Below are 20,598 nucleotides of genomic sequence, written 5' to 3'. Positions count from 1 at the left end.
CGCAACACCTGAAACCTGATGCCTGTGGCCTGAAGCCTCAAAGCCTCGGGTCCACGGGCTCGCTTTCGAGGGCGAGTACGCCGAAGACGCACTCGTGGACGCGGTAGAGCGGCTCCCGCTCGACGAAACGCTCCAGAGCCTCGACACCGAGGGCGAACTCCCTGAGGGCCAGCGAACGCTTGGCGGACAGGTTGCGCTCCCTCAGCCTATTCAGGTTCTCCGGAGCCGTGTATTCGGGGCCGTAGATGATGCGGAGGTACTCGCGTCCGCGGCACTTGACACCCGGCTGGGCGATGCCGCGCCTGCCCTTCGCCACGAAGTCGAACGGCTTGACGACCATGCCCTCGCCGCCGCGGGCGGAACCCGTCAACTCCTCCCACCAGCGGATCGCCTTCTCTTCGTCCTCCGGGTTATTGGTATCGGCCGTCAGATGGGGGGTCTTTACGAGTATCCCGTCGTTCTCCCGGCAGAGCTTTCCGAGCGTCTCGATGTGCCAGCCGTGATCCCGGTCAAGGTGTACCCTGCCCTCCGAGGCGAGCAGGTGGAACGGGGCGAGCCTCACGTCCCCCACGGAACGAACCGGCCAGGCGTAGCGCCCGTAGGCCTCGACGTAGCGTTCCGCGGCGTCCCGGCGTCCACGCTGACGTTCCGCAAGGCCGGTTACGTCCAGGCCGCGGTCGGCCGCCGTTTCGAGGGACCTTATGGTCTCCGAGAGGGAGGCGCGGGCCGCGGTTCCGACGGCGGCGTACTGGTCCCGGATCAGGTCCCCCGCCTTGACGGACCAGGGCATGATCTCACAGTCCAGGCAGAACCAGTCCGTCCCGAACTCCTCCCACATGCCGGCAGAGGTGAACGCCCCCCGCAGCCTTTCGAGGACGGCCTCCTCCATCGCCCTGTCGTCGAAGAAGCGTCTTCCTGTGCGGGTGTAGAGGATGCCGGCGCCGTCGGTGGCGCCGAAGCGGCGGGCGGCGGCCTCCCCGTCGCGGCAGACGACGGCGATCGCGCGCGAGCCCATGTGCTTCTCCTGGCAGACCACGCGCGAGACCCCCTCGCGTCGGTAGTAGGCGAGGGCCTCGGATGGGTGCTCGAGCAGGCCTTCCTTCTTGCTGGTATCGGACGGGGACATGGTCGGGGGCAGGTAGACGAGCCAGCGCGGGTCGGCCGCGTAACGGCCCATCACCTCCAGGGCCGCGGCGGCGTTCTCCTCCCGGATCGTGACGTTCCGCTGGAGCTTCGTGCCGATTATGCGCTTGCCGAGGACGTCCTGGATGTCCAGGAGGTCCTCGTAGGGACGCGGCGCGGCGTCCCGGTCGTCCGGCAGGAACGGTTTCGCGGGCTCGTAGTAGGTCCTGCAGGCCGGGACGGAGACGAGCTCCCTCTCGGGGTAGCGCAGGGCGGTCAAGCTGCCGCCGAACGCGCAACCGGTGTCTATGTTGATGGTGCGGTTGACCCATTCGGCCTCCGGGACCGGCGTGTGACCGTAGACGACGTTGGCCTTCCCCCTGTACCCGGAGGCCCAGTCGAAGCGGACCGGCAGGCCGAACTCGTCCGTCTCGCCGGTCGTCTCGCCGAAGAGGGCGAAGTCCCTGACCCTCCCAGACGCCCTCCCCTGGAACTTCTCCTTTAACCCGGCGTGGGCGACCACGAGGTCTCCGCCGTCGAGGACGTAGTGGCTGACGAGCCTGTCGAGGAACGAGTCGACCCTTTCCGCGAACTCCGGCGGTTCGCCCCCGAGTTGTTCCAGCGTCTCCGCGAGGCCGTATTTCAGCTGGACGTTCTTGCCCCGGAGGGCGCGGACGAGTTTTGCGTCGTGGTTGCCCGGGACGCAGAGGGCCGCGCCGGATTCGACCATGCCCATGACCAGCCGCAGCACATCGGGGGTCTTCGGGCCGCGATCCACGAGGTCTCCGAGGAAGATCGCGCGCCGCCCCGCAGGGGGCGTGACCTCGAACTCGCCTTCGTTGCCCCTGACTTCGTACCCGAGCTTCTCCAATAGCTCGACCAGCTCGTCGAGGCACCCGTGGACGTCCCCGATGATATCGAAGGGACCCGTCTCGTCCCTGCGATCGGTCCACAACCTCCTGCGCTCGACGGTCGCCGCTTCGACCTCCTCCGCCGAGGAGAGGACGGTGACGTGGCGGAAACCCTCGCGCTTGAGGCCCTTGAGCGAGCGGTGGAGCTGTCGCGTCTGGTTGCGGACGACGTGGGGGCCGAAGTTCCTGTCCGGGCGGGAGCGGTTCCGCTCGTGGCAGAGCTTCTCCGGCAGGTCGAGCACGACGGCGACGGGCAACACGTCGTGCTCGCGGGCGAGCGCGACCAGGGGTTTGCGGGCCTCCCTCTGGACGTTCGTGGCGTCCACGACTACGAGCTTGCCTGCGGCGAGGCGTTTGGCGGCTATGAAACGAAGCACCTCGAAGGCGTCCCTGGTGACCGTCTGGTCGTTTTCGTCATCGGAGACGAGGCCGCGGCAGAAGTCCGAGGAGAGGACCTCCGTCGGTTTGAAGTGTTCTCTGGCGAAGCTCGACTTGCCCGAGCCCGAGGCGCCGACGAGGACTACCAGGCAGAGGTTGGGGATGGATATTCTCTCAGGCAACCTCGAAAACCCCCATCTGGGTCGGGGCGCCGAGCCTGGGATCTTCTGGCCCGACGGGCACGAACCGCACGGCGTACCCGTGACGCCCGCACACGCCCCCGGCCCAGGCGCGGAACTCTTCCCTGGTCCATTCGAAGCTGTGGTCCCTGTGGCGGAACTCGCCTGCCGGTAGCCCTTCGAACAGGGGGTTGTATTCCGCGTTCGGCGTCGTCAGGACCACGGTACGCGGGCGGGCAAACTCGAAGACCACCCGCTCGAAGGCGGCCAGGCGGTGCGGGTCGAGGTGTTCTACGACCTCGACGAGCGTGGCGGCGTCGAAGCCGGAGAGGCGTTCGTCGCGGTAGGTGAGGGAACCCTGGAACAAACCAAGTCTCCCCCTCTGGTTGTCCGGCAACTCGTCCAGGCGCAGCCTGCGACGGGCGGCCTCGAGCAGGCGGTGCGACACGTCCATCCCGACGATCTCCCCGAAGCCCCTGTCCTCGAAGAGCGCGCGCAAAAGCTTCCCCTCCCCGCACCCGAGGTCGATCACCCGCCGGGCCCCGGCGCCCTTGAGCGCGGCCAGCACCGCTCCAACGCGCTGACCGGAGAGCCGCGCCTTCTCCTCCACGGCCTCCTCTTCACGATCGTGGACCTCGGGATCTTCGTCTTCCACGAGCCTCTCCAGGGCGTCGCGGGCGAGGCTCCGCTGGTGCTTGAGATAACGGGCCGTGATGGCCTCTTTCTCCGGGTGGCCCGTCAGCCATCCCTCGCCGCGGCGCAGGAGTTTCTCGACCTCGTCGTCGCCCACCCAGTAGTGCTTGTCGTCGTCCAGCACGGGCACGAGGACGTACAGGTGGCTCAAGAGGTCCCGCAGCCTGACCAGGCCCGAGATCTCGACCGTAAAATACGGGCTCTCCCCCCAATCGGGGACCGTCTCATCCAACGCGTGGGCTTCTACCGAAACCTCATACCCGAGCGGCTCGAACAGCCGCCGCAGAAAGTCCTCCCCGCTCCTGCACGGTACTACCGCGAGCCTGGCCCGAAGCGGCAAAGCCGTCGTCGCCAGCTCCGGCCGGTCCCGGCTCTTCCCCGAGAGCGCCGACCCGAACACCCGCGAGATCGCCACGCTCAAAAACGAAGATGCGGCGTAAGGCCTGTCGTTCACGTACTGCCCCAACGTGCTACCCCGCCCCCGCACCAACCCGACAGGGTCGACCTCCAACAGCAGCGCCGCCGTACACCGTTCCGGAGAACTCTCCGGATAAAACACGTGGGCCCTGCCGAAAGGCAGGTCGAACACCTGCGCCCGCCCCGGGTTCTTATGCAGCAGGTAGCCGAGGTCCGTCGCGGGCGCAAGCTCGTTGGTAATGGTCAAGATCATGCCTAGAAGGTATCAGGCTTCAGGTTACAGGCATCAGGCAAAGCGGGCGAGACTCCGGCCGGACCACGCGACCGGTGCTTCCCGGAAGCCGCGCATCCGCGGTGCCGTTCCTCCGCAACACCTGAAACCTGATGCCTGTAACCTGAAACCTCTAATTCACCTTCTTCTCGCTGTTCGCCCACTCCTTGTCGCGCAGGACGAACTTCTGGACCTTGCCCGTGGACGTTTTTGGCAGTTCGGTGAACTCGACGGCGGCGGGGGCCTTGAAGCGGGCGATGTGCTCTTTACAGTAGTCTATTATCTCTTGTTCCGTGGCCTCCTGGCCCTTCTTGAGGACCACGAAGGCTTTGGGGCGTTCGCCCCATTTTTCGTCGGGGATGGCGACGACGGCGGCCTCCATTACAGCCGGGTGGCCCATGACGGCCTGTTCGACTTCTATGGTGGAGATGTTCTCGCCGCCGGAGATGATTATGTCCTTGTTCCTGTCCCGGATCTCGACGTACCCATCCGGGTGCCAGACGGCCATGTCCCCCGAGTGGTACCAGCCGCCCTCGAAGGCCTCTTCCGTCGCCTCCTCGTTTTCGAAGTAGCCCTTGGCGACCATGTTGCCGTGCATGACTATCTCGCCCATCGTCTCGGCGTCTTGGGGTACGTCGTTTATGTTCTCGTCCACGACGCGCACGAGGTCTGAGGTGACGTAGCCCTGGCCCTGGCGGGCCATGACCCTGGACCGCTCCTCCATGTCCAGGTCCTCCCATTCGGGGTGGACGCCGCTCGTCGTGAGCGGGCCGTAGGTCTCCGTGAGGCCGTAGATGTGCATGGGGTTGATGTTGAGCTCCAAGAGGCCGCCGAGCAGGGTGGGGGAGGGCGGGGCGCCGGCTATCGCCGCCGTGACCGGGGTGTCGAGGGCGTGGGCGGCGTCTTCGTTGACTATGCCGATCTGGACGGTCGGGGCGGCGCAGTAGTGGGTGATCCCCTCGGACTCGAAGAGCTCCCAGATCCTGTCAGGCTCGACCCTCCTCAGACAAACGTGCGTGGCCGCGGCCGCCGTGACGGCCCACGGGAAGGTCCACCCGTTGCAGTGGAACATCGGCAGGGTCCAAAGGTACTTGGTCGAGTAGCCCATCCCCGTCTCTATGACGTTGCCAAGGGCGCTCAGGTACCCGCCCCGGTGCGTGTACATCACGCCCTTCGGTTTGCCCGTGGTGCCGGACGTGTAGTTTATGGAGATGGTCTCTTCTTCGTCCTCTAGCACGAAATCGACGGGTTCGGGCGACCCTTCGGCCAGAAAGTCCTCGTACGGGTCCCCGGCCTCGCCGGTATCGTCGATGCGCACCGTCTCGACCTCGACGTCGGCCAGAAGCTTCTCCAGCTCGGCGTCGGCGAAGACCATCCTGGCGCCCGAGTGCTCGACTATGTACTTGACCTCGTCCTTGCCGAGGCGGGTGTTGATGGCGACGAGGACGAGGCCCGCCGCCGGGACGCCGAAGTGGGCCTCGAGCATCGGCGGCGTGTTCGGGCACAGGAAGGCGACGCGGTCGCCCTTCTCGAGCCCGGAGTCCCGCAGGCGCGAGGCGAGCCTGTCCACGCGTTCTTCGAGGTCCCGGTACGAGTAGCGGCGCTCGCCGTAGACGACCGCCGTCTTGTCGGGGAACATGTACGCGCTGCGCCTCAAGAAATGCACCGGTGTAAGCTCGCTGCGGTAGACCTTGTCCGCCATTTCGCTCCTCTCATCGCTTCCCCTGTGGAGGGAGTATAAAGGCCGCCGGGCAAACGCCGCCACGGTCGGGTAACGTAGAATGCGACGCCAGACCGATGAGAAGCCGGCCCGAGGGGGAGAGATGGACGAGGTGGACGCCAGGCGGCTGGAGCGCCACGGGCGCCGGATCGAGGAGTTGAACCTCTGGCGCAACGCCCTGGAGAGCCCGGTCGGGGCGTGGCGCTTCGTCGCGGAGAACGGGAAGGTCACCAAGCTGGCCGTCGGAGATTTCTGGCCCGAGGCCGCGCTTCCGGCCAACCTATCCGCGGAGGCGACCGTCCCCGAAGCCTGGGTCGGCTCGCCCGTCGAGCTGGAGCTCTGGCTTGGGGGAGAGGGCTTCGTCCGCCTCTCCACGGGCCTCTCCGGCGGCCTGAACCCCTACCACAAGAGCTTTCCGGTCGCGGAGAAGGCCAGGGGGGGCGAGCGGATCGGCGTCGAGGCCGAGGTGGTGCCGCGCGGTCCATTCGGGACCAACGTCGCCGAACCCCGCATCGGCCGCGCGGCCCTCGTCGTGCCGGAGACGGATCTGCGCGCCCTCCACCGGGACCTCGCGCTCATCGCGGAGGTCTGCGGCCAACTCGGCGGCCACGAGGCCGTGCCGCACCTGCTCGACGCGATCGAGGAGGCTTTCGCGGGCCTCGCCCCCAGCTGGCCTACGGGCACCGACGTCGCCCTCACGCGCCACCTGCAATCGTTCGCCGAGACCACCGACGGCGGACCGTGGAGCCTGCCGCCGGCCCCGCAGGAGGTCGAGCCGTTGCCGGAGGAGACGCGGCGGGCGGTGCGGGGGGCGCGCGAGAAGTTGGCGGCGCGGCTGGAGGGGTTGAAGGCCGAGTATCCTCCGGTCGGGCGGGTCGCGCTGACGGGCCACGCCCACCTGGATCTCGCGTGGCTCTGGCCCGTCTCCGAGACGTTGCGCAAGGGGCGCAGGACCTTCGCGAGCGTCCTCTCCTTGATGGACCGCTACGAGGACTTCGTCTTCAACCAGTCCTCCGCGCAGCTCTACGACTGGATCGAGTCGGAGGCCCCCGACCTTTTCGAGGGGGTGCGAAAGCGCGTCGAGGAGGGGCGTTGGGAGCCTGTGGGGGGGATGTGGGTCGAGCCGGACTGCCAAATCCCATCCGGCGAGTCCATAGCCCGCCAGCTTCTCCACGGCCAGAGGTACTTCGAGTCCCGCTTCGGCCGCCGCTCGAAGGTCGCCTGGCTCCCCGACACCTTCGGCTTCTCCCCGGCCCTGCCCCAGATCCTAAAAGGCGCCGGCATCGAGGGCTTCTTCACCTACAAGCTCAACTGGAGCGAGGCAAACAAGTTCCCCCACGACCTCTACGAGTGGGAGGGCCTCGACGGCAGCACCGTCGTCGCCCACGACTTCGACAACCCAGGCCAGGATTACAACGGCAACCTCAGGCCCCTCGACCTCTACGGCACCTGGAAGAACTTCGAGGGCAAGCGCCGCCACCCGGAGACCCTCTTCTCCTTCGGCTGGGGCGACGGCGGCGGCGGCCCGACGGAGGAGATGCTCGAGAACTTCGACCGCCTCAAGAGCTTCCCGGCCATGCCCCGCCTCCGCATGGCGATGGTCGAAGACTTCTTCGACTCGCTCCCTGCGGAGGGCCTCCCGAAGTGGGTTGGGGAGCTCTACCTCGAGCTCCACCGGGGCACCCTGACCACCCAGGCCCGCGTAAAGAAGCTGAACCGGGAGGCAGAACACCGCCTGCTCGAGGCCGAGGTCCTCCTGACGTTGGCGGCGCTTCGCGGCGCGGCTTACCCGGAAGCGGAGCTGGAGTCGGCCTGGAAGACGCTACTCCTCAACCAGTTCCACGACATCCTTCCCGGCACCTCCATCCGCGAGGTCTACGACGTTACCCGCAAAGAGCTGGAGAACGTCGTGGAGACCGCAAAGAACCTCCGCGACGGCTCCCTCGACGGCCCAGACGGCGCGGGCGCGGGCCTCCTCGTCGCCAACGCCTCGTTGCACCCGCGCCCGCTCACCGTATACCTGCGGGGCGGGATGGAGGGCGGTTCGTTGCCGGCGCAGAAGACGGACGACGGCGGCCTGCTCGTCCACGTCCCCGAACGCGAGGTCCCCGGCCTCGGGTGGACTTCGCCGCGGGATGGGGGAGAACCCGCGTCGCCGAACGTCCCGAGGGTTGGGGTCGAGGTCTCCGGCGAAACCACCGTGATCGAGAACGGTCTACTCCGGGTGGAGGTCGGGGCCGACGGCACGCTCCATCGCGTCTTCGACGAGGAGGCGGGAAGGGAGGTACTCTCGGGGCGCGGCAACGGGTTGTGGGCGTACACGGACAGGCCGCGCAACTGGGAGGCCTGGGACATCGAGGAGGGGTACGAGGGCGAGGCCGAGGAGATCCTCGCGGTAGAGGGCGTCGAGGTGACCGAGGACGGCCCGCTCCGGGCCTCCGTCCGGGTCACCCGGCTGTGGCGGGGGTCGGAGATCTCGCAGACCTACCGGCTCCTCTCGGGCTCGCGGCGCCTGGACGTGGAGACGCGCGTGGACTGGCGCGAGCGGCGGGTCCTGCTCCGCGCGCTCTTTCCCGTGAACGTCCGCTCCCACGAGGCGACCTCGGAGACGATGTTCGGCGCCCAGCGCCGCCCCACCCACCAGAACACGACCTGGGACGCCACCCGTTTCGAGACCTCGGCCCACCGTTTCCTGGATATATCCGAGCCCGGCTACGGCGTCGCCCTCCTGAACGACGGGAAGTACGGCCACAGCGCCAGGGGCAACGTCCTCGGCCTCACGCTGCTCCGGGGCCCCGTCTACCCGGATCCTCTCGCCGACCAGGGCGAGCACCGCTTCACCTATTCCATCTACCCCCACGCCGGCGACTGGACGGAGGCCGGTGTCGCCCGCGAGGCCTTCGCGCTCAACAGCCCCCTGATACCCGTCAAGGCGAAGGAAGGGGAGCCGTCCGAATACTCGTTCGTCGTGGCGGAAGGGCTGGAGGTCGCGCTCGCGGCACTCAAGGCGGCCGAGGACGGGAGGGGTGAGATCCTACGCCTCTACGAACCCCACGGCGCCCGCGGCGAATGCCGCCTCAACTTCCCCGGCGGCCTGCAAAGCGCCGAGAAGACGAACCTGCTGGAAGATGGGGGAGAGAGCCTGGAGGTTCGAGAAGACGGGCTCTCCCTCGAATTGCGGCCCTTCGAGGTTGTCAGCCTGCGGCTGGAGGCCGGAAGAGGGTAAGATGGTCCGGGGCAGGCGAGAGAAGGGCGGAAGTATGGAACATCGGCGGCTTGGACGGATCGGGCGTGAGAACTCCGTGCTCATCTTCGGCGGGGCGGCGCTCGGGGAGGCCACGGAAGAGGCTTCGGACCTCGCCATTCGGCAGGCGCTCGACGCCGGGGTCGACCACTTCGACACCGCGGCGGATTACGGGGACTCCGAGCTCCAGTACGGGCGCTGGATGCCGGAGATCCGGGACAGGATCTTCCTCTCCACCAAGACCGGCGACCGCGAGAAAGACGCGGCCCGCCGCTCCATAGAGCGTTCTCTGGAGCGTCTGCGCGTCGACTCCGTGGACCTGATCCAGCTGCACGCCGTCTGCGACCTCGAGGACCTCGACCGCGCAACCGGCCCGGGCGGCGCCCTGGAGGCCGCCATCGAGGCGAAGGAAGAGGGCCTAGTCGGCGCCGTTGGCATCACCGGCCACGGCCACGAGGCCCCCGCGGTCCACCTCGAAGCCCTGAGGCGCTACCCGTTCGAGACCGTCCTCACCCCGTGGAACTTCATCCTCTCGACCGACGAGGACTACAGGCGGGACTTCGAGGCGCTGGTCGATGAGATAAAGCGCCAGGACGCCGGCCTCATGACCATCAAGACCATCTCCCGGCGCAACTGGCCCGAGGGCGACCCGACGGGTGACCAGAGGTACACGACCTGGTACGAGCCCTTCGACCGGCAAGAGCACATAGACGCGGCCGTCTCCTTCGTGCTCTCTTACGAGGAGATCACGGGCATAGCAATGGTCGGCGACGTCACCCTGGTCCCGAACATGCTCGAATCCATCGGTCGCGAGATGCCCCGCGAAGAGGCCGAGAGGGTCCTCGCTCAGGCCCCGGATTACTCTTCGCCATTTATCTCGGTGCCTTTTTAGGCAGCAGATATCGGGTTTTCCTGAAACCTACAAAGAAAGGATTCTCCTTTGCACAAAGTCCGTTTCGGCAAGACCGATCTGGAGATCACGCCCGTCGGTTTCGGGGCGTGGGCCATAGGCGGGACCGGCTGGGCCGGCGCGTGGGGCTCGCAGGACGACGACGAGGCGGTCGGGGCCATCAGGCGCGCCGTCGAGTCGGAGATCAACTGGGTCGACACGGCCGCCGTCTACGGCCTCGGCCACTCGGAGGAGCTCGTGGCGCAGGCGTTGAAGGGCTTCTCGGACGCCGACAGGCCTTACGTCTTCACCAAGTGCTCGCTTGTCTGGGACGAGGGTGGGAATGTCTCTAACGTCCTCAAGAAAGACTCCGTGAAGAAGGAGTGCGAGGACAGCCTCAGGCGGTTGCAGACGGACGTTATCGACCTGTACCAGATCCACTGGCCCCGCCCCGACGAAGATGTTGAGGAGGGCTGGCAGGCGCTGGCCGAGCTAAAGGAGGAGGGCAAGGTTCGCCACATCGGGGTCTCGAACTTCGATGCGCGGCAGATGGAGCGGGCGAACGGCATCGCCCCGGTCGAGACGTTGCAGCCGCCGTACAACATGCTCAGGCGGGAGGTCGAGGACGAGATCCTGCCTTACGCCGGGGAGAACGACGTCGGCGTCATCGTCTACTCGCCGATGGCGAGCGGGCTGCTAACGGGCAAGATGACCCGCGAGCGGGTCGAGAACATGCCTTCGGACGACTGGCGGCGCAACAACGAGCAGTTCAACGACCCGAAGCTCTCGCAGAACCTGGAGCTCGTCGAGAAGCTGCGCGAGGTCGGCGGGCGTCACGACCGGTCCCCGGCCGAGGTGGCGATAGCGTGGACCCTCGGGCATCCCGCTGTCTCGGCCGCCATCGTCGGTGGCCGCAGGCCGGATCAGGTAGACGGCATCGTCGGCGCCGCAAACTTCCGCCTCTCTGAGGACGAGATCGACGAGATAGAGGCCGCGATCCCCCGATAACAGTGGCCCCCTCACTCCGATGGGGCCGGATGCGGCCGAGTTGGCGTTACTCTGGGGAGACGATGCCAATGACAACATGCCAATGACCAAAAAAGCGATCCGCCTGCTGACCTCGGTGGCCGTTGCGGTATTCTGCGCCCTCGTTCTGACGGTGGCCGTTTCCCCCGACGCGGACGCGGTGCAGCGCCCCAACATCATCCTCATAATGACCGACGACCAGAGCGCGGATACGCTCTGGAGCATGAACAGGGTACGTGCCCACCTCCTGAACCGGGGCACGAAGCTGACGAACGCCCGATTCGCCTTCCCGCGCTGTTGCCCCAGCCGCGCCTCCATCCTGAGGGGGCAGTACCCGCACAACACGGGCCTCTTCGCCAACGAGAACGGCTCGGGCTACTTCCGCAACCGGGGTCTCGATCGCTCCACCGTTGCCGTCTGGCTCGACCGGGCCGGCTACGACACGGCCCTTATCGGCAAGTACCTCAACGGCCACGACCAGAAATACGTCCCGCCCGGCTGGGACAGGTGGTTCAGCCAGGGTGGCGGCAACTCCCGCACGGTAAACGACGACGGGGAAATCCGAGAGTACGGCTCCGGGACGCACATGGACTCGGTGCGAAAGAGGGAGATCTCGGACTACGTCCGCCTGAAGGCGTCCACCCACAGGCCGTTCTTTCTGCAGGCCTCTTTCTTCGCGCCGCACGCGCCCTACGACCATCAGTCGGCCTACGAGGGCGCCTTCGCGAACGCGCCGTTCCCCCGCCCCCCCGCCTACGACGAGGCAGACGTCTCGGACAAGCCGGCGTACGTCAGGTCCAAACCTCGCGTCTCCGAAGCAAAAGATCTGGAGTACGCCCGGGACTACCGCGACCGGCTGCGCGCGCTCCAGACGGTGGACGAGAGCATCGCGGAGATCGTGGGCATCCTGCAGAACCACAACGAGTTGAACGACACGTACATCGTCCTCTGGACGGACAACGGCTACCACATGGGCGAACATCGCCTCTCGACCGGGAAGCTGACGCCGTACGAGACGGACACCAACTTCCCGATGATCGTGCGCGGCCCCGGCATCCGTCAGGGCGTCGAGGACGACCGCCTCGTCCTCAACACCGACCTCGCCCCGACGTTCCTGGCCTGGGCGAACGTACCGCAACAGCCCTGGACCGACGGCAGGCCCATGGAGGCCCTGCTGGACGCGCGGACGGACCCCGCCACCTGGCGCCGGTACGTACTTTTGGAAGGCCGCACGCCCGACGGCAACGGCTTCGGCATGCCGGACTACGCGGGCGTCCTGAGCCAGGAAGGGGAGAAGTACATCCGTTACGCCAGCGGCGAGCAGGAGTACTACGACCTCCGCACGGACCCCCACGAGCTGGAGTCGAGGCCCGAGGCAGCCCCCCAGGCGCTCAAGGACGCCCTCGAAGCCCTGCGAACCTGCGCCGGACCGGGGTGCAGAACAGCCGAGAACGGCCCAACGCCCTGATGCGGGTCGGGGAGGCAATGCCTCCCCGACCCGCGCCGTCAGCCATCAGCCCGCTTCGGCCTTACGGCCTCCGCTTTCAGCTGTCACCCTTTTGCCCTTGCTGAAAGCTGATAGCTCGTCTAGCAAGTCGAGAGCATGCTTGAGAGGGCCGTCTTCTCGGCGCCCGTGACGGAGAGCGTCCAGTTGTGCTTTATCCCGATCCACTTCCGCGCGTACGTGCAGTGGTAGGCGGCCCTGGGCGGTTTCCACGCCTCTGGTCCCTTGTCTCCCTTGGAGGCGTTGGCGTTGTCCTCCACGGAGAGTACGTCCATCGGGACGTTCGCGAAGCGCTCCCTCTTGACCGTCGTCCACGAGGAGGCCCCGCTTCTCCAGGCGTTCGCCAACGGGACGACGTGGTCGACGTCTATGTCTGAGGGCATGTAGTAGGTTTTTCCGGTGTAGGGATCGAACCAGCGGCCCCGCTCCACGTAGCAGCCGCTCCCGACCACCTCGTCGCGCCCGTCCCGGATCAGGGCCGCGTCCCTGGCGTCGCAACTTCCTGGGTCGGGGGTGCCGGAAGGGAGGGTCCAGTTGTACTCCCTGGCGTCTGACCAGTGGGGGAACTTCTCCCGCGAGTACCCCACCATCGAACCGGCCGGTTTTACCCGCAGCTCCGCGAGCTGCTCCCTTGCCGACGCCCGGTGCGCCTCCGCCTCGTCCGAGACGCCCACGGCCGCCGCGACGGCCAGAACGACCGCCAGCAACAGGGCGAATAGCACGGCGGTGGTCCTCCCACGCGCCCGACAGGTCCGCTGCATGTCTCGTTCCCCCTCCCGCCAGGCCGCGGCGCCCGGTCTCCGGTTTCTGATGGCGCAAAGCGTCGCGTCCGCACCGCGAAACTATACTACGCGAAGACCCCTTTCTAGGATCACGCAACCATCAAATATCGGTCGCCGCAGGCGTCGGGCTTTGGTCTCGGGCGCGGCCTACCAGCGAAACGGGTGCGGGCCGAAGTCGGCGTCGTAGTAGGGGACGGTGGCCCTTCCCGGCGGGGCGACGGCGTCGAGGCGTTCGTGGTCGCCTTCGTCCAGGGAGACCTCCAGGGCGCCGAGGTTGTCTTCGAGTTGCTCCATGGTGCGCGGGCCGATGATGGCGCTCGTGACGCCGGGTTTGTCCTTGCACCAGGCGAGGGCGAGCTGGCCCGGGTTGCAACCTTTCTCCTCGGCTATGGCCTGGACGGTTTCGAGGACGTCGAACGCCTCATCCGTGAAGTGGTTGCGGCCGAGGCGGCGGGGTTCGAGGCCGTAGCGGCTGTCCTCGGGGGACTGGCTCTCGTCGCGGGAGTACTTGCCCGTCAGGAAGCCGCCCGCGAGGGGGGACCAGGGGATCAGGGCCGTCCCGTAGGTCTGGGCGAAGGGCACCAGCTCGCGCTCGATGCGCCGGTCGAGCAGGTGGTACGGGGGCTGCTCGCAGACGAAGCGGTTGAGGCCGAGCTCCTTTGCCGCCCAGAGGGCTTCCACCAGTTGCCACGCCGCGTAGGTGCTCGTGCCCGCGTAGCGGACCTTGCCGGCCCGGATCAGGTCGTCCAGGGCGCGCAGCGTCTCGTCTATGGGGATGTGGGAGTCGGGGCGGTGGATCTGGTACAGGTCGAAATGCTCGACCTGGAGCCGCCGAAGCGAAGCCTCGCACTGCTCGATGATGTGCCTGCGATGGTTGCCCCTGGCGTTCGGGTCGTCGCCCATGGGCCCGTGGACCTTGGTGGCGAGCACGACGGAGTCGCGCTTGCCGTTCTTCCTCAGCGCCTTGCCGACCACCTCCTCGCTGGCACCCGTGCTGTAGACGTTGGCCGTGTCTACGAAGTTGATGCCGGCGTCTATGGCCCGGTCGATGATCCCGAACGAGTCCTCCTCGCCGGTCCTGCCGCCGAACATCATGCACCCGAGGCAGAGCTCGCTTACCCGCACGCCCGTCCTGCCGAGGTTCCGGTACTCCACTTTCCCCTCCTGTGATCGGTCTGTCCCCAACCTATTCAACAGCGCAAAGGTGGCCGACGCAACCGCTCCGGTTTGACCCGGTGGGGCGAAGTGTGTAGCATCGCGCCCTGAACCAGGGAGCCCGGTGGGGGCTTAGAGGGGGAAGACCACGCCCTTCCGCAGATACTGCAATCTTTTTGAGGTCCGCGTTCCGCCGCTCCTGCACCGGGAACGTCCGTGAGCAGGGTCCGCTGGGGGATAATCGGGGCTGGCTCCATCGCCTCCCGGTTCTCCGAGGCCCTGGCCGCCCTTCCGGACGCCGAGACGCTGGCCGTAGGCTCCCGCTCCCAGGATTCTGCCGACCGCTTCGCCAGGGCCAACGGCTTCTTCCGCGCCCACGGAAGCTACGAGGACCTCGCCGCGGACCCCGACGTGGACGTCGTCTACGTCGCCACGCCCCACCCCTTCCACGCCGAAAACGTGGAGCTCTGCCTGAACGAGGGCAAGGCCGTCGTCTGCGAGAAACCGTTCACCGTCAACGCCGCCGAGGCCAGACGGGTGGTGGAACTCGCCAGGAGACGCGGCCTGTTCTTGATGGAGGGCATGTGGACCCGCTTCTTCCCCCTGATGGAACGGCTGCGCAAGGTCCTCGCCGGCGGCGCCATCGGGGAGCCGCGGATGCTTACGGTCGACTTCGGCTTCAGGGCGCCCTTCGACCCCGCCTCCCGGCTCTTCGACCCGAATCTCGGCGGGGGAGCCATGCTGGATGTCGGCGTCTACTGCGTCTCCTTCGCCTCGATGGCGCTCGGCCCACCGGTCCGGGGAACGGGCCTGTCGCACCTCGGGGAGACCGGGGTGGACGAGCAGTTCGCGGCCGCGTTGGACCACGGCGGCGGACGACTCTCTTCCGTAACCGCCGGCACCCGCACCGCCACGCCGCACGAGGCGACGGTCTTCGGCACCGAGGGATACCTCAGGATACACAGTCCCTGGTGGAGGCCCGAGGCGATGACGATCTCGAAGCCGGGCACGGGGGACGTTCTAGTCCGGGAGCCGACGGAGGAAAACGGCTTCGTCTACGAGGCCGCCGAGGTGATGCGTTGCTTGAGGGCCGGGAAAAAGGAGAGCGAAGTCATGCCGCTTGACGAGACTATCTCCGTGCTCGACGCCATGGACCGAATACGGGAGGCGTGGGGACTCCGGTACCCCGGCGAGGAGGCCGGGGCGTGATCTACGGCCAGGTACCCGGGGTCCGGAAACCCGTAGCCCGCGTCGTCCAGGGGACCGCCATGGTCCGCGCCGACGAGGAAGAGAGGGCCTTCACCCTGCTCGACGAGGTTTTCGAGGCGGGCGGCACCGCCTTCGACACGGCCCACCAGTACGGGAGCGGCGAGGCCGAGCGCGTCTTTGGTCGGTGGGTCCGCGGTCGGGGCGTGCGTGACGACGTCGTCGTGATCGGCAAGGGCGCCCACCACAGCCGGGACCGGAACCGCGTGACCCCCTTCGACATAACCGCCGACCTCCACGACTCCCTGGCCCGCTTCGGCTTCGACCACGTAGACCTCTACCTGCTCCACCGCGACGACCCCTCCGTCCCCGTCGGCCCCATAGTGGAGACCCTGAACGAGCACGCCGAGGCGGGCCGCATCAACGCCTTCGGCGGCTCGAACTGGTCCGCAGGACGCATCCGCGAGGCAAACGCCTACGCGGAGGAGAGGGGCCTGCGCCCGTTCGTCGCCAGTAGTCCCAACCTGAGCCTCGCGGTCCAGGCGAAGGAACCCTGGCCCGGTTGCGTGAGCGTCAGCGGCGAGGCGGGGGAGGCCGACCGCCGGTGGTACGCGGAAGAAGGGATGCCGCTCCTTACCTGGTCGAGCCTGGCCGGCGGCTTCTTCTCCGGGCGCTTCACGCGCGAGAACCTCGGCTCCTTCGACGGCTACTTCGACCGCCTGTGCGTCGAGACGTATTGCCACGAGGACAACTTCAGGCGCCTCGACCGCGCCAGGGTTCTGGCCGAAGAACGCGGCCTCTCCGTGCCGCAGGTGGCACTCGCTTACGTCCTGAACCAGCCGGTAGAGGTCTTCGCCCTCGTCGGCTGCAACAGCGGGGAGGAGTTCCGGGCGAACGTCGAGGCCGCCGGGGTGGGGTTGACGCCGGAAGAGCTCGCGTGGCTCGAAGGGGACGACGGTACGGATGCCTCCGGGGAAGGACCTCGGCCATCCTCCGCGTAGTGCAGGCGGGGCTCGGGATCTGGGGCCAGAGCTGGGCCGACGTTGTCCGCGAGGCCCCGAACGTCGAGCTCGCCGCCCTCGCCGACCCGGCCCCGAAGACCAGGGAAGTTGCCGGAACACCGGTTTACGAGAGTGTGGAGGCGGCGCTCGCGGAGGTGGCGTGCGACGCGGTCCTCGTCGCGACCCCGCCGGGAACCCATCACGCGGTCGCGAAGGCCTCGCTAGAGGCGGGCCGGCACGTGCTCGTAGAGAAGCCGCTCGCGACCGACCTCGCCGGCGCCTTCGACCTGATAGAGGTCGCCGAGGAGGCGGGGCGCTTCCTCATGGTCAGCCAGAACTACCGCTACAACGGTCCTTTCCGAGCCTTGCGGCGGGCCGTGGGGGAAGGGGGGATCGGGGACCTCGTCTCCATCAAGATAAGCTGCCGGCGCGACACGAGGACACTCTTCGGGACAGACGACTTCCGGTACTCGATGCGTCATCCTTACGTGCTGGACATGTCGATTCACCACTTCGACCTGATCCGGGCGGCCACCGGTCGGGAGGTCGCGCGCGTCCACGCCCGCGGCCGGCGCGTCCCCGACAGCCCCTTCGCCCACCACCCGGCCGTCTCGGCGCTGCTCGACCTCGAAGGCGGCGTACCCGTTCTCTACGAGGGCGACTGGGCCACCCGAGAGCCCGAAACTAGTTGGAACGGGGATTGGGAGGTGGTCGGCGAGGAGGGCCGCCTGCTGTGGCGCGGAGACAGGGACGACCGGGGCGTCGGCGAGGTCCTGTTGGAACGCTGGGGCGAGGCGCCCCGCGCGCTGGCAACCCCGGAGCCCGAGTTCACGGAGCGGGCGGCGACGCTTCAGGCGCTGCGGGCCGCCGTCGAGACCGGCGAGGTCCCCGAGACGTCCGCCGCGGACAACGTCAGGAGCCTCGCGGTCACGCTGGGCTGCGTGCGTTCGGTAGAGAAAAGCGAAACGGTGGACATAGAGCAAATGATCGTCGGGGCGCGGCGAGAAGCGCGGCCGGCGGGGCGTTAAGCTATGGAGCAGGGCCGGGCGCGGCGTCCGGCGGGGCACGGCACAGGGGAATCGGAGGTTGTATCGTGGGTAGACCGGTAACGCTCTTCACCGGCCAGTGGGCCGACCTGCCGCTCGAAGAGCTGGCGAAAAAATGCGGCGAGTGGGGCTTCGACGGGCTGGAGCTCGCCTGCTGGGGCGACCACTTCGACGTGGACCGGGCGCTCTCAGAAGACGGCTACGTCGAGGGGCGGTGGGAGATCCTGCGCCGGAACGGCCTGAACTGCTGGGCGATCTCCAACCACCTCGTAGGCCAGGCGGTCTGCGACCCTATAGATGACCGCCACAAGGCCACGGTCCCCCCCGACGTCTGGGGCGACGGGGACCCTGAAGGGGTGAGGCAGCGCGCCGCCGAGAAGATAAAGGACACCGCGAGGGCCGCGGCGAAGTTCGGGGTCACGCAGGTAAACGGCTTTACGGGATCTTCTATCTGGAGCAAACTCTACTCGTTCCCGCCGAACGACCCGGCCGAGATAGAGCGCGGCTACGAGGACTTCGCCGAACGCTGGAACCCGATAATCGACGTCTTCGACGAAGAAGGCGTGAAGTGGGGCCTCGAAGTCCACCCGACGGAGATCGCCTACGACTTCGTAACCACCAGAAAAGCCCTCGACGCAATAGACAACCGAACGGGCTTCGGCATCAACTTCGACCCGAGCCACTTCGCCCACCAGTTCCTGGACTCCGCCGCGTTTATAGAGGACTTCGCCGAGCGCATCTACCACTTCCACATCAAGGACTCCCGCAAGCGCCTCGACGGCCGCAGGAGCATCCTGGGCTCCCACCTGGACTTCGGCGAGGCCGGGCGCGGCTGGGACTTCGTCTCGCCCGGGCACGGGGACGTCGACCTGGAGGAGTGCGTGAGGGCCCTGAACAGGATCGGCTACGAGGGGCCGCTCTCGATAGAGTGGGAGGACTCGGGGATGGACCGCGAGTACGGGGCGCAGGACGCGCTGGCGTTCGCCAGGCGCACGGACTTCGCACCGTCTAGCCAGGCCTTCGACGCCGCTTTCGCGAGGGGAGAGTGATGGCCGAGATCGGGGTCGGCCTCGTCGGCTACAAGTTTATGGGCCGCACCCACTCGAACGCCTACCGCCAACTCCCCCGCTTCTTCGACGTCGACCCGGCCCCACGCATGACTGCCATCTGCGGCCGGGACGAGGCCGGCGTCAGGGACGCCGCGAACACTTTAGGCTGGGAATCCTACGAGACGGACTACCGCAGGCTCATAGATCGGGACGACATAGGTCTCGTGGACGTGTCGACGCCGGGGAACACGCACCGCGACGTCGTGATCGCGGCGCTGGAAGCCGGCAAACACGTGATCTGCGAGAAGCCTCTCGCAAACACGCTCGACGAGGCAAAGGAGATGCTCGCTGCCGCGCGCGACGCGGGGACCGTGAACACGGTCTGCTTCAACTACAGGCGCGCCCCCGCGGTGCAGCTAGCCAAAAAACTCATAGACGAGGGCAGGCTCGGGACCATCCGGCACTGGCGTTCGACTTACCTGCAGGACTTCATAATGGACCCCCAGTTCCCCCTGATCTGGCGCTTGCAAAAAGAGCTCGCGGGATCTGGCGCCCTCGGCGACATCGCGGCCCACAGCGTCGACCTCGCCCGTTTCCTCGTCGGCGACGTCTCGGAGGTCGTCGGCATGATGGAGACGTTCATCAAGGAGCGCCCTCTCGAAGAGGCGGGCGCGGGCGGTGGCCTCTCGGCGAGCGGGGGCGTCGAGACCGGAGAGGTGACGGTCGATGACGCCGCGGCGTTTCTGGCGCGTTTCGAGAACGGGGCGATTGGGACCTTCGAGGCCACGCGGTTCGCGGCGGGGCGCAGAAACCAGAACGGGTTCGAGATCAACGGCTCCAAGGGCAGCGTCGCCTTCGACATGGAGCGGATGAACGAGCTCGACGTCTTCTTCGTGGACGACGACGCGGACGTGCAGGGTTTCAGGACCGTCAACGTGACGGAGCCCGGGCACCCCTACGTCGGGGCGTGGTGGCCGCCGGGGCACATCATCGGCTACGAGCACACGTTCGTGCACACCATGAAGGACCTCATGGACGGTATAAAGGCGGGGAAGAGCCCGGCGCCGACCTTCGAGGACGCCTATCGTGTCCAGGCTGTGCTAGACGCCGTGGAGCGGAGCGCCGAGGGTGGCGGATGGACGAGACCAGAAGTAGGGGGGATCTAGTTGGCGGAGAGCTTGCGGGTAACGGTCTGGAACGAGTTCAGGCACGAGAGGAACAACGACGAGGTCGCGAAGATCTACCCCGAGGGCATCCACGCCACCCTCGGCGCCGCGCTCAAGGAGGGCGGCTTCGACGTCCGCACAGCGACCCTCGACGAGCCCGAGCACGGGCTAACGGAGGAGATCCTCGGCTCGACGGACGTGCTCTTGTGGTGGGGTCACATAGCCCACGACGAGGTCTCCGACGAGACCGTCGAGCGGGTCCACGAGCGGGTGCTTGGGGGGATGGGCCTGATCGTGCTCCACTCCGGCCACTTCTCGAAGATCTTCAAAAAGCTCATGGGAACCACCTGCGATCTGAAGTGGCGCCACGACGACACGGAGCGCCTCTGGGTCGTGGCGCCGGGCCACCCCATAGCAGAGGGCATCGGCGAGTACATAGAGCTCGAAGAGGAGATGTACGGCGAGCACTTCGACGTGCCGCAGCCGGACGAGCTCGTCTTCGTGAGCTGGTTCGGCGGCGGGGAGGTCTTCCGCAGCGGCCTCTGCTACAGGCGCGGCTCGGGCAGGATCTTCTACTTCCGCCCCGGCCACGAGGAGAACCCCTCGTACCACAACCCGGACGTCCTGCGCGTCATCGAGAACGCCGCCCGCTGGGCCGCCCCGACGAAGGGCGCGGCGCCGGTCTACGGCAACACGGAGCCGCTGGGATAGAGGTTTCAGGCTACAGGCATCAGGCTTCAGGGGTGATTGACGTTATGGGTTCCCGGTGTCGCAGCCCTGAAACCTGAGAGCCTCCGAAGGAGGCGACCTGAAACCTGAAACCTACTAAAGGAGGACAC

The 20,598-nt window shown here is 67.3% G+C and carries 15 protein-coding genes; 10 read left to right on the top strand and 5 right to left on the bottom strand.

Annotation, left to right across the window (positions count from 1 at the left end):
* Positions 1 to 37: 37 nt before the first annotated feature.
* From GBA63_RS13585 to GBA63_RS13575, 3 genes are all read right to left on the bottom strand, one after another.
* The gene (locus GBA63_RS13585; protein WP_166176887.1) at positions 38 to 2,593 is read right to left on the bottom strand and encodes a polynucleotide kinase-phosphatase; all 2,556 of its coding nucleotides are present in this window, start codon (positions 2,591 to 2,593) and stop codon (positions 38 to 40) included.
* Positions 2,586 to 3,953, bottom strand: a complete 1,368-nt coding sequence (locus tag GBA63_RS13580; protein ID WP_166176885.1) for a 3' terminal RNA ribose 2'-O-methyltransferase Hen1 — start codon at positions 3,951 to 3,953, stop codon at positions 2,586 to 2,588. Before GBA63_RS13580 ends, GBA63_RS13585 begins: the two co-directional genes overlap by 8 nt.
* Before the next feature lie 151 nt (positions 3,954 to 4,104).
* The gene (locus GBA63_RS13575; protein WP_166176883.1) at positions 4,105 to 5,673 is read right to left on the bottom strand and encodes an acyl--CoA ligase family protein; all 1,569 of its coding nucleotides are present in this window, start codon (positions 5,671 to 5,673) and stop codon (positions 4,105 to 4,107) included.
* A gap of 121 nt (positions 5,674 to 5,794) precedes the next feature.
* Between GBA63_RS13575 and GBA63_RS13570 the strand changes: the two genes are divergently transcribed.
* From GBA63_RS13570 to GBA63_RS13555, 4 genes are all read left to right on the top strand, one after another.
* Positions 5,795 to 8,917, top strand: coding sequence for an alpha-mannosidase (locus GBA63_RS13570; RefSeq protein ID WP_166176881.1), 3,123 nt, complete (start codon positions 5,795 to 5,797; stop codon positions 8,915 to 8,917).
* 34 nt (positions 8,918 to 8,951) lie between these two features.
* Positions 8,952 to 9,827 carry an aldo/keto reductase gene (locus GBA63_RS13565; protein WP_166176879.1) on the top strand — a complete coding sequence of 292 codons (876 nt, stop codon included), beginning with the start codon at positions 8,952 to 8,954 and terminating at the stop codon, positions 9,825 to 9,827.
* Positions 9,828 to 9,875: 48 nt separating this feature from the next.
* Positions 9,876 to 10,832, top strand: a complete 957-nt coding sequence (locus GBA63_RS13560; protein ID WP_166176877.1) for an aldo/keto reductase — start codon at positions 9,876 to 9,878, stop codon at positions 10,830 to 10,832.
* A gap of 82 nt (positions 10,833 to 10,914) precedes the next feature.
* A complete protein-coding gene (locus tag GBA63_RS13555) occupies positions 10,915 to 12,318 on the top strand; it encodes a sulfatase family protein (protein WP_166176875.1) in 1,404 nt (467 codons plus the stop codon).
* A 119-nt stretch (positions 12,319 to 12,437) separates the two neighbouring features.
* Here GBA63_RS13555 and GBA63_RS13550 read toward each other — a convergent pair whose 3' ends face one another.
* Both GBA63_RS13550 and GBA63_RS13545 read right to left on the bottom strand, forming a co-directional pair.
* Complete coding sequence (locus GBA63_RS13550) at positions 12,438 to 13,115, bottom strand: HNH endonuclease family protein (RefSeq protein ID WP_166176873.1); 678 nt, start codon at positions 13,113 to 13,115, stop codon at positions 12,438 to 12,440.
* 168 nt (positions 13,116 to 13,283) lie between these two features.
* Positions 13,284 to 14,291: an aldo/keto reductase gene (locus GBA63_RS13545; protein WP_166176871.1), complete on the bottom strand. Its 1,008-nt coding sequence runs from the start codon at positions 14,289 to 14,291 to the stop codon at positions 13,284 to 13,286.
* 216 nt (positions 14,292 to 14,507) lie between these two features.
* Between GBA63_RS13545 and GBA63_RS13540 the strand changes: the two genes are divergently transcribed.
* The 6 genes from GBA63_RS13540 (at position 14,508) to GBA63_RS13515 (ending at position 20,470) form a co-directional block, all read left to right on the top strand.
* Positions 14,508 to 15,500 carry a Gfo/Idh/MocA family protein gene (locus GBA63_RS13540; RefSeq protein WP_166176869.1) on the top strand — a complete coding sequence of 331 codons (993 nt, stop codon included), beginning with the start codon at positions 14,508 to 14,510 and terminating at the stop codon, positions 15,498 to 15,500.
* On the top strand, positions 15,497 to 16,498 hold the full coding sequence (locus tag GBA63_RS13535; protein WP_166176867.1) for an aldo/keto reductase: 1,002 nt from the start codon (positions 15,497 to 15,499) through the stop codon (positions 16,496 to 16,498). Before GBA63_RS13540 ends, GBA63_RS13535 begins: the two co-directional genes overlap by 4 nt.
* Positions 16,435 to 17,526 carry a Gfo/Idh/MocA family protein gene (locus GBA63_RS13530; RefSeq protein ID WP_166176865.1) on the top strand — a complete coding sequence of 364 codons (1,092 nt, stop codon included), beginning with the start codon at positions 16,435 to 16,437 and terminating at the stop codon, positions 17,524 to 17,526. The genes GBA63_RS13535 and GBA63_RS13530 overlap by 64 nt, the downstream gene beginning before the upstream one ends.
* A gap of 65 nt (positions 17,527 to 17,591) precedes the next feature.
* Complete coding sequence (locus GBA63_RS13525; RefSeq protein WP_166176863.1) at positions 17,592 to 18,593, top strand: sugar phosphate isomerase/epimerase family protein; 1,002 nt, start codon at positions 17,592 to 17,594, stop codon at positions 18,591 to 18,593.
* Positions 18,593 to 19,759: a Gfo/Idh/MocA family protein gene (locus tag GBA63_RS13520; RefSeq protein WP_166176861.1), complete on the top strand. Its 1,167-nt coding sequence runs from the start codon at positions 18,593 to 18,595 to the stop codon at positions 19,757 to 19,759. The genes GBA63_RS13525 and GBA63_RS13520 overlap by 1 nt, the downstream gene beginning before the upstream one ends.
* Positions 19,760 to 20,470 (top strand): ThuA domain-containing protein, encoded by a 711-nt coding sequence (locus GBA63_RS13515; protein ID WP_166176859.1) that lies wholly within the window; start codon positions 19,760 to 19,762, stop codon positions 20,468 to 20,470.
* Positions 20,471 to 20,598: the final 128 nt, after the last annotated feature.

It is taken from the genome of Rubrobacter tropicus, from assembly GCF_011492945.1.
Lineage (GTDB): Bacteria > Actinomycetota > Rubrobacteria > Rubrobacterales > Rubrobacteraceae > Rubrobacter_D > Rubrobacter_D tropicus.
The sequence above is the reverse complement of the archived record's forward strand: the minus strand, read 5'-3'. Positions and strand labels throughout refer to the sequence as shown.

What these genes read in the sequence shown, in the direction of transcription:
- GBA63_RS13520 (WP_166176861.1), top strand. Translation starts at nt 18,593, where the DNA reads ATGGCCGAGATCGGGGTCGGCCTCGTCGGCTACAAGTTTATGGGCCGC.
- GBA63_RS13555 (WP_166176875.1), top strand. Translation starts at nt 10,915, where the DNA reads ATGACCAAAAAAGCGATCCGCCTGCTGACCTCGGTGGCCGTTGCGGTA.
- GBA63_RS13575 (WP_166176883.1), bottom strand. Translation starts at nt 5,673, where the DNA reads ATGGCGGACAAGGTCTACCGCAGCGAGCTTACACCGGTGCATTTCTTG.
- GBA63_RS13550 (WP_166176873.1), bottom strand. Translation starts at nt 13,115, where the DNA reads ATGCAGCGGACCTGTCGGGCGCGTGGGAGGACCACCGCCGTGCTATTC.
- GBA63_RS13565 (WP_166176879.1), top strand. Translation starts at nt 8,952, where the DNA reads ATGGAACATCGGCGGCTTGGACGGATCGGGCGTGAGAACTCCGTGCTC.
- GBA63_RS13570 (WP_166176881.1), top strand. Translation starts at nt 5,795, where the DNA reads ATGGACGAGGTGGACGCCAGGCGGCTGGAGCGCCACGGGCGCCGGATC.
- GBA63_RS13580 (WP_166176885.1), bottom strand. Translation starts at nt 3,953, where the DNA reads ATGATCTTGACCATTACCAACGAGCTTGCGCCCGCGACGGACCTCGGC.